Origin of the sequence: Streptomyces sp. NRRL B-24085 (genome assembly GCF_001282115.1) — a bacterium.
Taxonomy (GTDB): domain Bacteria; phylum Actinomycetota; class Actinomycetes; order Streptomycetales; family Streptomycetaceae; genus Streptomyces.
Genome location: NZ_LJBR01000299.1, coordinates 1 through 12,742 on the forward strand (window position 1 = coordinate 1; position 12,742 = coordinate 12,742).

General features: G+C 70.5%; 14 protein-coding genes. 6 read left to right on the forward strand and 8 right to left on the reverse strand.

Going from position 1 to position 12,742, the window contains the following annotated elements; genetic code table 11:
* From AOJ26_RS29225 to AOJ26_RS29235, 3 genes are all read right to left on the reverse strand, one after another.
* A partial coding sequence (locus AOJ26_RS29225) for an Mrp/NBP35 family ATP-binding protein (RefSeq protein ID WP_053851373.1) occupies nt 1-1,063 on the reverse strand: 1,063 nt, incomplete at its 3' end.
* A gap of 43 nt (nt 1,064-1,106) precedes the next feature.
* On the reverse strand, nt 1,107-1,721 hold the full coding sequence (locus tag AOJ26_RS29230; protein ID WP_053851362.1) for a DUF1003 domain-containing protein: 615 nt from the start codon (nt 1,719-1,721) through the stop codon (nt 1,107-1,109).
* Nucleotides 1,711-2,988 (reverse strand): magnesium transporter MgtE N-terminal domain-containing protein, encoded by a 1,278-nt coding sequence (locus AOJ26_RS29235; protein ID WP_053851363.1) that lies wholly within the window; start codon nt 2,986-2,988, stop codon nt 1,711-1,713. Before AOJ26_RS29235 ends, AOJ26_RS29230 begins: the two co-directional genes overlap by 11 nt.
* Before the next feature lie 238 nt (nt 2,989-3,226).
* Here AOJ26_RS29235 and AOJ26_RS29240 point away from each other — a divergent pair, with 238 nt between their 5' ends.
* Nucleotides 3,227-3,973, forward strand: coding sequence for a hypothetical protein (locus AOJ26_RS29240; RefSeq protein WP_053851364.1), 747 nt, complete (start codon nt 3,227-3,229; stop codon nt 3,971-3,973).
* On the opposite strand, the gene AOJ26_RS29245 is transcribed toward AOJ26_RS29240, so the two are convergent.
* Nucleotides 3,970-4,479, reverse strand: coding sequence for a hypothetical protein (locus tag AOJ26_RS29245; RefSeq protein ID WP_053851365.1), 510 nt, complete (start codon nt 4,477-4,479; stop codon nt 3,970-3,972). The genes AOJ26_RS29240 and AOJ26_RS29245 overlap by 4 nt on opposite strands.
* A 10-nt stretch (nt 4,480-4,489) precedes the next feature.
* Nucleotides 4,490-5,608 carry a magnesium and cobalt transport protein CorA gene (locus AOJ26_RS29250; RefSeq protein WP_053851366.1) on the reverse strand — a complete coding sequence of 373 codons (1,119 nt, stop codon included), beginning with the start codon at nt 5,606-5,608 and terminating at the stop codon, nt 4,490-4,492.
* A 493-nt stretch (nt 5,609-6,101) separates the two neighbouring features.
* On the opposite strand from AOJ26_RS29250, the gene AOJ26_RS29255 reads away from it, so the two are divergent.
* On the forward strand, nt 6,102-6,686 hold the full coding sequence (locus tag AOJ26_RS29255) for a suppressor of fused domain protein (RefSeq protein ID WP_053851367.1): 585 nt from the start codon (nt 6,102-6,104) through the stop codon (nt 6,684-6,686).
* A 41-nt stretch (nt 6,687-6,727) separates the two neighbouring features.
* Here the strand turns inward: AOJ26_RS29255 and AOJ26_RS29260 are convergent, their stop codons facing one another.
* Nucleotides 6,728-7,951: an MFS transporter gene (locus AOJ26_RS29260; RefSeq protein WP_053851368.1), complete on the reverse strand. Its 1,224-nt coding sequence runs from the start codon at nt 7,949-7,951 to the stop codon at nt 6,728-6,730.
* 171 nt (nt 7,952-8,122) lie between these two features.
* On the opposite strand from AOJ26_RS29260, the gene AOJ26_RS29265 reads away from it, so the two are divergent.
* The 3 genes from AOJ26_RS29265 (at nt 8,123) to AOJ26_RS29275 (ending at nt 10,506) form a co-directional block, all read left to right on the forward strand.
* On the forward strand, nt 8,123-8,764 hold the full coding sequence (locus tag AOJ26_RS29265; protein ID WP_053851369.1) for a DUF6758 family protein: 642 nt from the start codon (nt 8,123-8,125) through the stop codon (nt 8,762-8,764).
* A 188-nt stretch (nt 8,765-8,952) separates the two neighbouring features.
* Entirely contained in the window at nt 8,953-9,810 is an 858-nt protein-coding gene (locus AOJ26_RS29270) for a PHP domain-containing protein (protein WP_053851374.1), read from the forward strand.
* 90 nt (nt 9,811-9,900) lie between these two features.
* Nucleotides 9,901-10,506, forward strand: a complete 606-nt coding sequence (locus AOJ26_RS29275; protein ID WP_053851370.1) for a MarC family protein — start codon at nt 9,901-9,903, stop codon at nt 10,504-10,506.
* Nucleotides 10,507-10,599: 93 nt separating this feature from the next.
* On the opposite strand, the gene AOJ26_RS43030 is transcribed toward AOJ26_RS29275, so the two are convergent.
* Complete coding sequence (locus AOJ26_RS43030) at nt 10,600-10,752, reverse strand: hypothetical protein (protein WP_007384531.1); 153 nt, start codon at nt 10,750-10,752, stop codon at nt 10,600-10,602.
* 194 nt (nt 10,753-10,946) lie between these two features.
* On the opposite strand from AOJ26_RS43030, the gene AOJ26_RS29280 reads away from it, so the two are divergent.
* Nucleotides 10,947-11,840, forward strand: coding sequence for an NYN domain-containing protein (locus AOJ26_RS29280; protein ID WP_053851371.1), 894 nt, complete (start codon nt 10,947-10,949; stop codon nt 11,838-11,840).
* 4 nt (nt 11,841-11,844) lie between these two features.
* On the opposite strand, the gene AOJ26_RS29285 is transcribed toward AOJ26_RS29280, so the two are convergent.
* Nucleotides 11,845-12,714 (reverse strand): alpha/beta fold hydrolase, encoded by an 870-nt coding sequence (locus tag AOJ26_RS29285; protein ID WP_053851372.1) that lies wholly within the window; start codon nt 12,712-12,714, stop codon nt 11,845-11,847.
* Nucleotides 12,715-12,742 lie beyond the last annotated feature (28 nt).

Sequence of the window (12,742 nt, forward strand, 5' to 3'; positions counted from 1 at the left end):
CCGCCATCCCCCGCAGCGCGGCCCCCGCCGGCGACTCCGGGTCGGTCAGGACGACCGGCTTGCCCTCGTCGCCGCCCTCTCGGAGGCGGACGTCGATCGGGATGGAGCCGAGGACCGGGACCGTCGCCCCCGTCGTGCGGGTCAGGCCGTCCGCGACCGTCTGGCCGCCGCCCGTGCCGAAGACGTCCACCATCTCGCCGCAGTGCGGGCAGGGCAGGCCGGACATGTTCTCGACCACGCCGACGATCTTCTGGTGGGTCTGGACGGCGATGGAGCCCGCGCGCTCGGCGACCTCCGCGGCCGCCTGCTGAGGCGTGGTGACCACCAGGATCTCCGCGTTCGGGACGAGCTGCGCCACCGAGATCGCGATGTCACCCGTGCCGGGAGGCAGATCGAGCAACAGGACGTCCAGGTCGCCCCAGTACACGTCCGCCAGGAACTGCTGGAGGGCCCTGTGGAGCATCGGACCGCGCCAGACCACCGGGGCGTTGCCCGGGGTGAACATGCCGATGGAGATGACCTTCACGCCGTTCGCCGACGGCGGCATGATCATGTTCTCGACCTGGGTCGGGCGGCCGTCGGCGCCCAGCATGCGCGGCACCGAGTGGCCGTAGATGTCGGCGTCGACCACGCCCACCTTGAGGCCGTCGGCCGCCATCGCCGCCGCCAGGTTCACGGTGACCGAGGACTTGCCGACGCCGCCCTTGCCGGAGGCGACCGCGTAGACGCGGGTCAGGGACCCGGGCTTCGCGAAGGGGACCTCACGCTCGGTCTGGCCGCCCCGCAGGGCCGTCGCCAGCTCCTTGCGCTGCTCGTCGCTCATCACGTCGAGCGTGACGTCGACGCGTGTGACGCCCTCGACGGCCGCGACCGCGTCCGTCACGCGCTGCGTGATCGTCTCGCGCATCGGACAGCCGGAGACGGTCAGGTACACGGTGACCGCGACCGCCCCGTCCGCGCCGATGTCGACCGACTTGACCATCCCGAGCTCCGTGATGGGGCGGTTGATCTCGGGGTCGTTCACCGTCGCCAGTGCCTCGCGCACCGCGTCTTCGCTAGCCATACAGACGATGGTACGGCGGTGGCGGGCACCCCCCGCACCCCCGTCAGTGGTCGTCTACGTCACGCCCGTGCGGCCGTTCTGCCGGGAATACGACGTGCCCGTCGTGCTGCCGTGCCTCCAGCTCCTTCATCAGGTCCTGGAGCTCGGAGCGGATCCAGTCACGCGTGGCCACCTCGCCGAGGCCGATGCGCAGGGAGGCGATCTCGCGGGTCAGGTACTCCGTGTCCGCGATCGACCGCTCGTTCTGCTTGCGGTCCTGTTCGAGGTTGACCCGGTCCCGGTCGTCCTGCCGGTTCTGCGCGAGCAGGATCAGCGGGGCGGCGTAGGAGGCCTGGAGGGACAGCATCAGGGTGAGGAAGATGAACGGGTAGTTGTCGAAGCGCAGGTCGCGGGGTGCGAAGACGTTCCACAGGACCCACGCGATGATGACGACCGTCATCCAGACGATGAACCGTCCGGTGCCCAGGAAGCGGGCGATCCGCTCGGACAGGCGGCCGAACGCCTCCGGGTCCCACTCGGGCAGCAGCCTGCGCCTCGGCGGGCGCGGCTGGTCGAGGCGGGCACGGGGACGGCTGGTCGCCGTGGCGCCGGCGGGGGTGCGCTCGCGGGAACCGGAGGACGCGCGCTCGCGGTTCGGGGTCTCGCGCTCAGGCGTCATGGTGGGCCGCCCCCTCCGCGTCGAACTCCGTCTCCCGCCAGTCCTCGGGCAGCATGTGGTCGAGGACGTCGTCCACGGTCACCGCGCCGAGCAGCGAGCCCGAGTCGTCGACCACGGGCGCCGCGACCATGTCGTACGTCGCGAAGAACCCGGCGATCACCGGCAGTGTCGCGTCCGGGTCGAGGGCCTGGAGGTCGTCGTCGACGAGCGAGCTGACGAGGGTGTACGGGGGGTCGCGCAGCAGCCGCTGGAAGTGGACCGTGCCGAGGTACTTGCCGGTCGGGGTCTCGTCGGGCGCCCGGCACACGTACACCTGGGCGGCCAGCGCGGGGGACAGGTCGGGGTTGCGGACCCGGGCGAGTGCGTCGGCGACGGTCGCGTCCGGGCGCAGGACGATCGGCTCCGTCGTCATGAGACCGCCGGCCGTGTGCTCCTCGTACGCCATCAGGCGCCGCATGTCGGCCGCGTCGCCGGGCTGCATCAGGCTCAGCAGGCGCTCCTGCTCCTCGGTGGGGAGCTCGGCGAGCAGGTCGGCCGCGTCGTCGGGGTCCATGGCCTCCAGGACGTCGGCGGCCCGCTCTTCCTTCAGCTTGCCGAGGATCTCGATCTGGTCGTCCTCGGGCAGCTCCTCCAGTACGTCGGCCAGGCGGTCGTCGTCGAGAGCCGCGGCCACCTCCGCGCGCCGCTTGGGGGAGAGGTGGTGCAGGACGTTGGCGAGGTCGGCCGCGCGCAACTGCTCGAAGGTGGCCAGCAGGCTCTCCGCGCCCTGTCCGTGCTCCTCCAGGGTGAAGCCGGTGACGGCGGACCACTCGACGGTCAGCGCCTCGCCCTTGCGCCGGAACGCCCCGCCCTTGCCGCCCTTGCGGACGAAGACGCGGTCGATCTCCCAGTCCCGGCGGGCCGGCAGTTGCTGCACCGAGATGTCGAGGACGGTGACCTGCTCGCCGCTCTCCACGAGGGTGACCCGCCGGTCGAGCAGCTCGCCGAAGACGAGGCGCTCGGTGGGCCGTTGCTCGAAGCGGCGGACGTTGAGCACACCGGTGGTGATGACCTGGCCGGACTCGATGCTCGTCACCCGGGTCATGGGCAGGAAGATGCGGCGCCGGGTGGACAGTTCGACGACCAGCCCGAGCACCCGGGGCGGCCTGCGCCCCACACGCAGTACGACGACCAGATCGCGGACGCGTCCCACCTGGTCGCCGTTGGGGTCGAAGACGGCGACACCGGCGAGGTGCGAGACGAAGATCCGGGGGGCTCCCGCTGCCATGGCTGTGCTTCCTTTGCCTGCGAGGCTGTGTTCGAGGCCGCGTACGGGGGTGCGTACGGGCTGTTTCGTTCGTCGTTCGTTGTCCGGATTGCCCGCTCGGGAGGGCTTAAGGCTAGCCCGTACCGATCGGATACGCCCTGGTGAGGGGTCCGGACGGACTGGCTCCGCCCGGGGACCCGGGCCCCGGTACGCTGCCGTACGCCGCTGAAGGACCCTTGTCGGAAAGGCAGCCCCACCTGTGACCGCGATTCCCCAGGGCCGTGCCCGCAGGACCATTGTGGTGGGCGCGATGTGCGCCCTGGTCGTGACGGGAACCGGACTGACGGGCTGCAGCGAGGACCCCGACGCGGGCACCAACGGGGTCGGCAGACTGCCCGCCGACCAGATCCAGTCGAAGACGCGTGCGGCCGCCGAGTCCGCCGGCGCGCTGCGCCTGTCGGGGAACGTGGTCACCAGCGGACGTACGTACAAACTCGACATGCGCCTGAATTCCGAGGGCGGCTCCGGCTCGGTCACCGCCGAGGGGACCACGTTCCAGCTCCTGCGGGTCGGCGAGGCGCTGTACCTGAAGGCCGACGCGGGCTTCTGGACCAAGGCCGACGGCAAGGGCGAGGACTCGGACGCGGCCGCCGACAAGCTCGACGGCAAGTACGTGAAGGTGCCGTCGGGCGACCCGGCGTACAAGAAGTTCAGCGGTTTCACGGACAAGGACGTTCTCCTCGACGGACTTCTGACGCTGCACGGCAGCCTCGACACCGACGGCCACCACGAGCAGGCGGGTACCCGCACGATCCGCATCACGGGCGACAAAGGGGACGGCGGCACCCTGGACGTCTCCCTGGAGGGCGAGCCGTACCCGCTGCGCCTGACACGGGCGGGCGGCGCGGGCACCCTGACCTTCTCGGCGTGGGGCAGGAACTTCCCCCTGACCGAGCCGAAGAAGGACGAGACGGTCGACTACGGCAAGCAGCTGCCGGCGTCCTAGCGTTTGCGCCGTTTCACCAGCAGCCGCGGAAGGCCGGCGGGGACCGGCTCACGGGTGGTCGCCGGGGTCGGCCGCGGCGGTGCGGCCAGGTCGCCCTCGGGCAGCGGGGCCGTGACCCCGGTCGGTTCCAGCCGGAGCACCCGGCACTCGCGGGACCAGCGCTCGGTCATCGCCTCGCCGTCGGGGGCGTTCAGCCGCTTGCCCTTAAGTTCGGCGACCGCCGCCTCCCACGCCTCGGACCCGGCCGCCAGTTCGACGACCCTCGCCGACCAGGAGACCAGCCGGCCCCCCTTGTCCTTGCTGCGGACGGTCACCTCGGCGGTGCCCCCGTCGGCCAGCCCTGGCAGCGGCTGCTCCCCGGGCCCGTCGCCGACCAGGCACGCGGCGCCTTCGTGCCACACGTGCCACAGGGCGCGGGCCGGGCCGCCGGTTCCCTCGACCCAGATGAGGCCGGACTTCTTCGTGGCCTCCTCGACGAGGGCCCGGTCGAGCAGCTCACTTGTCATGGGGCCCACCCTAGAGCCACCCGTTGCGCTTGAGGGTGCGGTGGATGCCCATGCAGATGACTCCGGTCACCGCCATGATCACCGGGTAGCCGAATCGCCAGTGCGTCTCCGGCATGTAGTCGAAGTTCATGCCGTAGACCCCGCACACCATCGTCGGTACGGCGATGATCGCGGCCCACGAGGTGATCTTCCGCATGTCCTCGTTCTGCGCGACGGACGCCTGCGCGAGGTTGGCCTGGAGGATCGAGTTGAGCAGCTCGTCGAAGCCGAGGACCTGCTCCTGGACCCGGGCGAGGTGGTCGGCGACGTCCCGGAAGTACTTCTGGATGTCGGGGTCCACCAGCCGCATCGGCCGCTCGCTGAGCAGCTGCATGGGGCGCAGCAGCGGGGCGACGGCCCGCTTGAACTCCAGCACCTCCCGCTTGAGCTGGTAGATCCGCGCCGAGTCGACACCGCGCGAGACCTTGCCGCCGCGTCCCGGCGTGAACACCTCGGTCTCCACCTCGTCGATGTCGTCCTGCACCGCGTCGGCGACCGCCACATAGCCGTCGACGACATGGTCGGCGATCGCGTGCAGCACCGCCGAGGGGCCCTTCGCGAGCAGTTCGGGGTCGTCCTGGAGCCGGTGCCGCAGCGCCCTGAGCGAGCCCTGGCCGCCGTGCCGGACGGTGATGAAGAAGTCCCGGCCGGTGAAGCACATGACCTCGCCGGTCTCGACGATCTCGCTGTTGGCGGTGAGTTCGTCGTGTTCGACGTAGTGGATGGTCTTGAAGACGGTGAACAGGGTGTCGTCGTAGCGCTCCAGCTTGGGCCGCTGGTGGGCCTGGACGGCGTCCTCGACGGCGAGCGGGTGGAGCCCGAACTCCGCGGCGATACCGGAGAATTCGGCCTCGCTCGGCTCGTGCAGGCCGATCCACACGAACCCGCCGTCGCGGCGCACCTGGCGCATCGCCTCGTGCGGGCTCGTCTGCTGCTCGGTCGGCACACGCCGGCCGTCGCGGTAGACGGCGCAGTCGACGACGGCGGAGGGCGTCGAGGGGTCGCGCGTCGCGTCGTACGCGCCGGTGTCCTTGCGCAGCGAGGGACGCGACGGGCGTACGGCGGCACGCAGGTCACGGATCATCGACATGGCAGGCTCCTTCGTGACGGGCAACAAAGGGCGCCGGCGAGGGCTGGAACCACCCGGAATGAGGACGTCCTGCTGTAGGTGTTTGGCACGTCCACAAAGCGGGGAGCACCGCACCATCGCGGTGGCGAGCTTCGCTACTGATTCAGCTACTGCTGGCGATCAGGCAGATCAGACAGATCAGGCAAAACGAACGAAGTGCTCTTCCGCACGAAGACGCGAACGTGAAAGGCGGCGGTTGCCGAGAGTCACAGAGCTGCATCAGCGGCCGGAAGAACGAGTGGTACTACCAGGTCGACTTCGATCCATGACAGCCCCACCTCCTCCGGCCGGTCCCTCGTAAGGGACGATCCATTCCCGCAAGGGAGTCTCACAAGGCGTCGCGACTCGATCGCTACGCTTCTGCGTGCTGCCCCGACGACCGGGCCAGAGTACCAGCAGGCCGAAGTGTCAAGGCGCTGCTTTGCCCGGTACTGACGAGTTCTATGCTCGCCGCATGGCAGATGTTCTTCCTCTGGTCGAGGCCCGGTTGCGCAGCGCGCTGGGCGAGCCGGACGCGCGCGCGGCGGTCACCTTCCTCGGCACGGACCGCATCGAGGTGCTCCGCTTCACCGACGGGGACGTCGTCCGCTACGCCACGCTCGGCATGTCCGCCCAGCCGATGGGCGACCCCACCGCGATGCTCGCCGACCCGGTCAAGGGTCCGCGCGCCGAACTGCTCGTCTCCGTACGGGCGGGGCTCGCCGACACCGACAAGGTGCTCCGCCCGCTCGCCGTGCTCGCCGCGTCCCCGCAGGTCGAGGGCGTGGTCGTGGCCCCGGGTGCCTCGCTCGACGTGGGTGAACACCTGTGGCCCGGCGCCCCGTTCACCTCGGTCCTGGTCGCCGAGCCGGGCGGCCTGGTCGAGGACCTGGAGCTCGACGAGCCCCTCGACCCGGTCCGCTTCCTGCCGTTGCTCCCCATGACCCCCAACGAGGCCGCCTGGAAGCGCGTCCACGGTGCCCAGGCCCTCCAGGAGCGCTGGCTGACGAACGGGACGGACCTCAGGGATCCGTCCCGGAAATCCGTCCCGCTGGAGTGAGCCGCGCGTGAGCAAGCTCACCAAGTGGTCACCGTGAGCCGTCAGTTGGCGAAGACCGTGACACTGTCCTCGACCGCGTGCCTCGGCTCCAGCTCCTGCGCCTCATGGGTGAGCGCCTTGCGCCGTACGACGACCACGAGCGCGCCCAGTACCGCGGTCACCGCCGCCACCACGAACGGGACGTGGATGTCGGTCCACTCCTCGATCTTCGGCGCGAAGTAGGGCGCCGCGGCCGCCGCGAACCAGCGCACGAAGTTGTAGCCGGCGCTCGCCACGGGCCGCGGGGCGTCCGACACGCCGAGCGCCAGCTCCGTGTAGACCGTGTTGTTCACGCCGATGAAGGCGCCGGACAGGATCGTGCACACGATGGCCGCGGTGTGGTCGCCGTAGCCGAGGACGAGCACGTCGAGCGCGAGCAGGACCAGCGAACCGCCGAGCACCTTCAGGGAGCCGAACCGCTCCTGGAGGCGCGGTGCGACGAACACCGAGAAGACGGCGAGCAGGACACCCCAGGCGAAGAACACGGCACCCGACTTGTACGGGGTCATGTCCAGCACGAACGGGGTGAAGGCCAGCACGGTGAAGAACGTGTAGTTGTAGAAGAAGGACGAGACCGCGGCCGAGGCGAGCCCGCCGTGGCCGAGCGCCCTGATCGGGTCGAGCAGGGAGGTCTTGCGGGCCGGCTTCGGCTGCTCCTTCAGGAACGCCGTGACGCACAGGAAGCCGACGGCCATCAGGAAGGCCGTACCGAAGAACGGGTAGCGCCAGCTCGCGTCGCCGAGGAGGGCGCCGAGCAGGGGGCCGCACGCCATGCCGAGGCCGAGGGCGGACTCGTACAGCAGGATCGCCGCCGCGCTGCCGCCGGCCGCCGCGCCGACGATGACGGCGAGGGCGGTGGAGACGAACAGGGCGTTGCCCAGGCCCCAGCCGGCCCGGAAGCCGACCAGTTCGCCGACCGAGCCCGAGGTGCCCGCGAGTCCGGCGAAGACCACGACGAGGGCGAGGCCGAGCAGCAGGGTCTTCTTGCCGCCGATGCGGCTGGAGACGAAGCCGGTGACCAGCATCGCGATCGCGGTGATCAGGAAGTACGAGGTGAACAGGAGGGACACCTGGCTCGCCGTGGCGTCCAGGCCCTTCGCGATCGACGGCAGGATCGGGTCCACGAGTCCGATGCCCATGAAGGCGACGACGGACGCACCCGCCGTCGCCCACACGGCCTTCGGCTGGCGCAGGATGCCGCCGGCTCCCGCATCGAAGGGGTCCATGGTCGTCCTCCACTCCTCACGGAGATAGTTGGTATATACACATAGTAAGTTAGGTCAGCTAAATAATGCAAGGCGCATCTAGTTCTCTCTGGTGAGGCCCCGGCAACCCGTTCCGTCCGGACGGGTGATCGTCCTTGACGTGGCGGAGCGAGGGTAGGACCGTGGGGCCCTATGAGGGGCGAACCCAGTTGCCCGAAGTGTGGTGGCCGGGTCAGGGCTCCCGGACTCTTCGCCGATTCCTGGCAGTGCGACGTGCACGGGACGGTGCATCCGTTGCAGCCCGTGACCCCGCCCAGCGTCGAGGCCCTCGGTGTCGTGGTGCATCGCACGCAGGTGCCGGTGTGGATGCCGTGGCCGCTGCCGGTCGGCTGGCTCTTCACGGGCGTGGCCTGCGCGGGCGACGACCGCAGCGGAGGTCGTGCGACGGCTGTGGCGTGCACCGGTCCCGGCCCGCTCGGGGGTGTCGGCGAGCTGATCCTCGTGGCCGAGGAGCTCGGTGTCGGACTCGGGGCGCGCTACGCCGGGATGGACGGGCCGGACCCCGGGCCCTACATGAACGTGGAGAAACCGCCGCAGGTGAAGGTGCTCGCCGCCGGCCGGCCGACGCCGCTGTGGCATGTCTCGGGGGCGCCGGAGGACCGGGCGGTGTTCGCGGGGGAGGCGCTGGGGCTGTGGCTGTGGGCCGTGGTGTGGCCCGAGCAGTCCGGACTGCTGATGTACGACGAACTGGTGCTGACGGACCTGCGGGACGCCGGGGCGGAAGTGGAACTGGTGCCCTGCGGGGCGTTGTCGCCGCGCTTGCTGAAGCCGTAGGGCCCACCGGGGCAGGGCGTCCGCCGCCGGGCGGGTGCGGGCCGCCCCCCTCCTGCCGGCCACCGGCCCGTTGCTCGTCGTGGCTGGTCGCGTCCACGCGGCGGAGTCGCACGTCGGCACGACCCCGCGCCACTCGGGGTTACGCTTGGGTGTCCCTTCCCGTGCCCGGTCCGTTGGAGTTCTTCGTCGTGCGCATCGATCTGCACTGCCACTCCACGGCGTCCGACGGGACCGACACGCCCGCCGAACTGGTGCGCAACGCCGCCGCTGCCGGGCTGGACGTCGTCGCCCTCACCGATCACGACACCACCCGCGGGTACCGCGAGGCCATGGCCGCGCTGCCCGCCGGGCTCACCCTCGTCACCGGGGCCGAGCTGTCCTGCCGGATCGACGGGGTGTCCATGCACATGCTGGCCTACCTGTTCGACCCCGAGGAGCCGGAGCTGCTCGCCGAGCGGGAGCTCGTGCGGGACGACCGGGTGCCCCGGGCGCGCGGGATGGTGGCCAGGCTCCAGGAGCTGGGCGTGCCCGTCACCTGGGAGCAGGTGGCGCGGATCGCCGGTGACGGTTCGGTCGGGCGGCCGCACGTCGCCACCGCGCTCGTCGAGCTCGGGGTCGTACCGAGCGTGGACGACGCCTTCACGCAGGACTGGCTGGCCGACGGCGGCCGCGCCCACGTGGAGAAGCACGAGACCGACCCTTTCGAGGCGATCCGGCTGGTCAAGGGGGCCGGCGGGGTCACCGTCTTCGCCCACCCCGGCGCGAGCAAGCGCGGCCGCACCGTCCCGGAGTCCGCGATCGCCGAGATGGCCGCCGCCGGCCTCGACGGCATCGAGGTCGACCACATGGACCACGACGAGGACACGCGCGTACGGCTGCGCGGGCTCGCCGCCGACCTGGGCCTGCTCGTCACCGGGTCCAGCGACTACCACGGCAGCCGCAAGACGGTCGCCCTCGGTGAGTACACGACGGACCCCGAGGTCTACGGGGAGATCACGCGGCGGGCGACGGGCGCGTTCCCCGTCCCCGGGACCGGCGGAATCTGAGGTCCCACCCCGCTTCCCTTCACCCGGCGCCGCTGGCCGTGTCCGTGCCCGGCGCCGTGTTCCACCCCGTTCCGTAAGGCCAGTTCCACCATGTTCGACGTCGCCGTCTTCGGCTCGCTCTTCCTCACCCTGTTCGTGATCATGGATCCGCCCGGCATCACCCCGATCTTCCTCGCGCTGACCGCCGGCCGGCCCGGCAAGGTGCAGAAACGGATGGCCTTCCAGGCCGTCTGCGTGGCGGGCGGGGTCATCGCCGTCTTCGGGCTCCTGGGCCACCAGATCCTGAACTACCTGCATGTCTCCGTGCCCGCGCTGATGATCGCGGGCGGGCTGCTGCTCCTGCTGATCGCGCTCGACCTGCTCACCGGCAAGACCGACGAGCCGAAGCAGACCAAGGACGTCAACGTGGCGCTCGTACCCCTCGGCATGCCCTTGCTGGCGGGACCGGGTGCGATCGTCTCCGTCATCCTGGCCGTGCAGAAGGCCCACAGCGTCGCCACCCAGGTCTCGGTGTGGACGGCGATCCTGGCCATCCATGTCGTGCTGTGGCTGGTGATGCGGTACTCGCTGCTGATCATCCGGGTCATCAAGGACGGCGGGGTCGTGCTGGTGACACGGCTCGCGGGCATGATGCTCTCCGCGATCGCCGTGCAGCAGATCATCAACGGGATCACGCAGGTGATCCAGGGGAGCTGAACCTCCCGGGACATGCGCAGAGCCCCCGCCCGGCGTCGATGCCCGGCGGGGGCTCTGAAGCTTCAGCGGTGATCCGCGTCTGTATAGGTGGGGTTACGAGGCCGAGGTGTCGGCCGGACGGATCCAGAGCCGCTGTCCTATGGCGGCGGCCTGCTGAACGATCCGGTTGACGGAGGCGGCGTCCACGACAGTGCTGTCCACGGGCGTGCCGTCGACGTCGTCGAGTCGCATGATTTCGAAGCGCATGGCTTCTCCCTTCGTCTGGTCATCCTCCTGCGGAGAATTACTGCGTACAGAGGTAGTCAACGGGGTTCGTGTTACAAACATTCCCTACGCTAAAGAAATTTTTCGAACGGCTAACTACTGACCGGTAAGTGAGTCTTCGGAGACTCCTTGGGACCGGTTGTGTTCGCAGCGTGACCGCCGGGACAATGGAGGCGATGAACGACGACCTGGCGTCCCTGAGCGCCCGCATCGACCGCACCAACGAGCTGCTCACTCGCATGCTCGCCGAGGTGGCGAAGACGCCCTCGACGCATGCGATCTTCGTCGACGCGGGTTACCTCTACGCGGCCGCGGGGCGACTCGTCACCGGCACCGAGGACCGTCGCGCCTTCGACCTCGACGCCGAGGGACTGATCGAGGCCCTCATCGACCGGGCCCGCACCATCTTCGCGGACAGCCGACTGCTCAGGGTCTACTGGTACGACGGCGCGCGACGCCGCATCCACACGGCGGAGCAGCAGTCCATCGCCGAGCTCCCGGACGTCAAGGTCCGGTTGGGCAACCTCAACGCCAACAACCAGCAGAAGGGCGTCGACTCACTGATCCGCTCCGACCTGGAGTCCCTGGCCCGCCACCGCGCGATCAGCGACGCGGCACTCCTCGGCGGCGACGAGGACCTGGTCTCGGCGGTGGAGGCGGCCCAGGGCTACGGCGCCCGCGTCCACCTGTGGGGCATCGAGGCACCGGAGGGCCGCAACCAGGCCGAACCCCTCCTGTGGGAGGTCGACAGCCAGCGCACCCTCGACCTCGACTTCTTCAAGCCGTACGTCTCCCGGCGGGCCGCCGTCCCCTACGAGGCGACGGCCACCCGGCCGGCCCGCGACGACGTCCGCTTCGTGGGCGCGCAGATCGCCGCGAAGTGGCTCGCGGAGCGCGGGCGGGCGGCGCTCCAGGAGCTCCTGCCCGGGCACCCCTATCTGCCGGGCTCGGTGGACCAGGACCTGCTGGTGGAGGCGGAGGGGCTGCTCCAGTACTCCCTGCGCGGCCAGTCCGATCTGCGGCGGGCGCTGCGGGACGGGTTCTGGGAGCACTTGCAGGCGCAGTACTGAGCGCCTATCGGCCGAGGGCGTCCCAGAAGTCGGCCAGGGCGTGAGCCGTGGGCAGCGGCTCGTCGGCGTTGGGGGAGTGGTCGGCACCCGGGATCACCGTGCGGCGGGCGCGCAGCCGTACGGCCATGTCGTCGAGGAGGGGCACCGGCCAGGTGTCGTCCTGCGAGCCGGACAGCACGTGGAACGGCAGCGGGACGGCGGCGAGTTCCTCCACGAGGTCCGGTTCCGTGCACAACTGACGGCCGGTCGCGAGGAGTTGGGCGGGCTTGTTGCCGAGCCAGCGGCGCCGCAGCTGTACGACGTCCCCGATGCCCTTGGCGAGACCGCCGACCTCCTCCGGCGGGCCCATGGCCAGGATCGCGTCCCACACCTCGGCCATCGTCATCACACCGAGCGCGTCCCGCAGCAGTTTCACCCGCTGCTGCTGGGAGTCGGAGATCTGCGCGGGGCCCGAGGAGACGAGGGTGAAGGAGAGGAAGGGGGAGTGGTCGAGCAGTACGGCGGCGCGCGCGATCTGACCGCCCAGGGAGTGCCCCACCAGGTGCACGGGGGTGTCGAGTGCGGCCGCCTGGGCGAGCACGTCCCGCGCCAACTCGCCGCGTGCGTAAGCGGATTCGTCGGTCTCCGGCCCGTCCGACTCGAACTGTCCGCGCCCGTCCACGGCCACGATCCGGTAGCCGCGCGCGGTGAGCGGTTCGTGGAGCAGCGTGAAGTCCTCCTTGCTGCCCGTGAAGCCGGGGAGCAGCAGCGCGGTGCCCTTCGGGGTGACGCCGTCGGGCACGGCCGAATCCACGACCGCGAACTCGCCGCGCGTGGTGCGCAGGGGGTAGGCGCGGGCGCCTGGCGGCAGGGCGAAGACGGCTCGGGTGCTCACGGGGTGAGGGTATCGGGCGGGGGTGGGA

Excerpts from the sequence above, each read along its gene's own strand:
- AOJ26_RS29230 (WP_053851362.1), bottom strand. The coding sequence starts at position 1,721 with ATGACGCCTGAGCGCGAGACCCCGAACCGCGAGCGCGCGTCCTCCGGT.
- AOJ26_RS29235 (WP_053851363.1), bottom strand. The coding sequence starts at position 2,988 with ATGGCAGCGGGAGCCCCCCGGATCTTCGTCTCGCACCTCGCCGGTGTC.
- AOJ26_RS29245 (WP_053851365.1), bottom strand. The coding sequence starts at position 4,479 with ATGACAAGTGAGCTGCTCGACCGGGCCCTCGTCGAGGAGGCCACGAAG.
- AOJ26_RS29250 (WP_053851366.1), bottom strand. The coding sequence starts at position 5,608 with ATGTCGATGATCCGTGACCTGCGTGCCGCCGTACGCCCGTCGCGTCCC.
- AOJ26_RS29255 (WP_053851367.1), top strand. The coding sequence starts at position 6,102 with ATGGCAGATGTTCTTCCTCTGGTCGAGGCCCGGTTGCGCAGCGCGCTG.
- AOJ26_RS29260 (WP_053851368.1), bottom strand. The coding sequence starts at position 7,951 with ATGGACCCCTTCGATGCGGGAGCCGGCGGCATCCTGCGCCAGCCGAAG.
- AOJ26_RS29265 (WP_053851369.1), top strand. The coding sequence starts at position 8,123 with ATGAGGGGCGAACCCAGTTGCCCGAAGTGTGGTGGCCGGGTCAGGGCT.
- AOJ26_RS29275 (WP_053851370.1), top strand. The coding sequence starts at position 9,901 with ATGTTCGACGTCGCCGTCTTCGGCTCGCTCTTCCTCACCCTGTTCGTG.
- AOJ26_RS43030 (WP_007384531.1), bottom strand. The coding sequence starts at position 10,752 with ATGCGCTTCGAAATCATGCGACTCGACGACGTCGACGGCACGCCCGTG.
- AOJ26_RS29280 (WP_053851371.1), top strand. The coding sequence starts at position 10,947 with ATGAACGACGACCTGGCGTCCCTGAGCGCCCGCATCGACCGCACCAAC.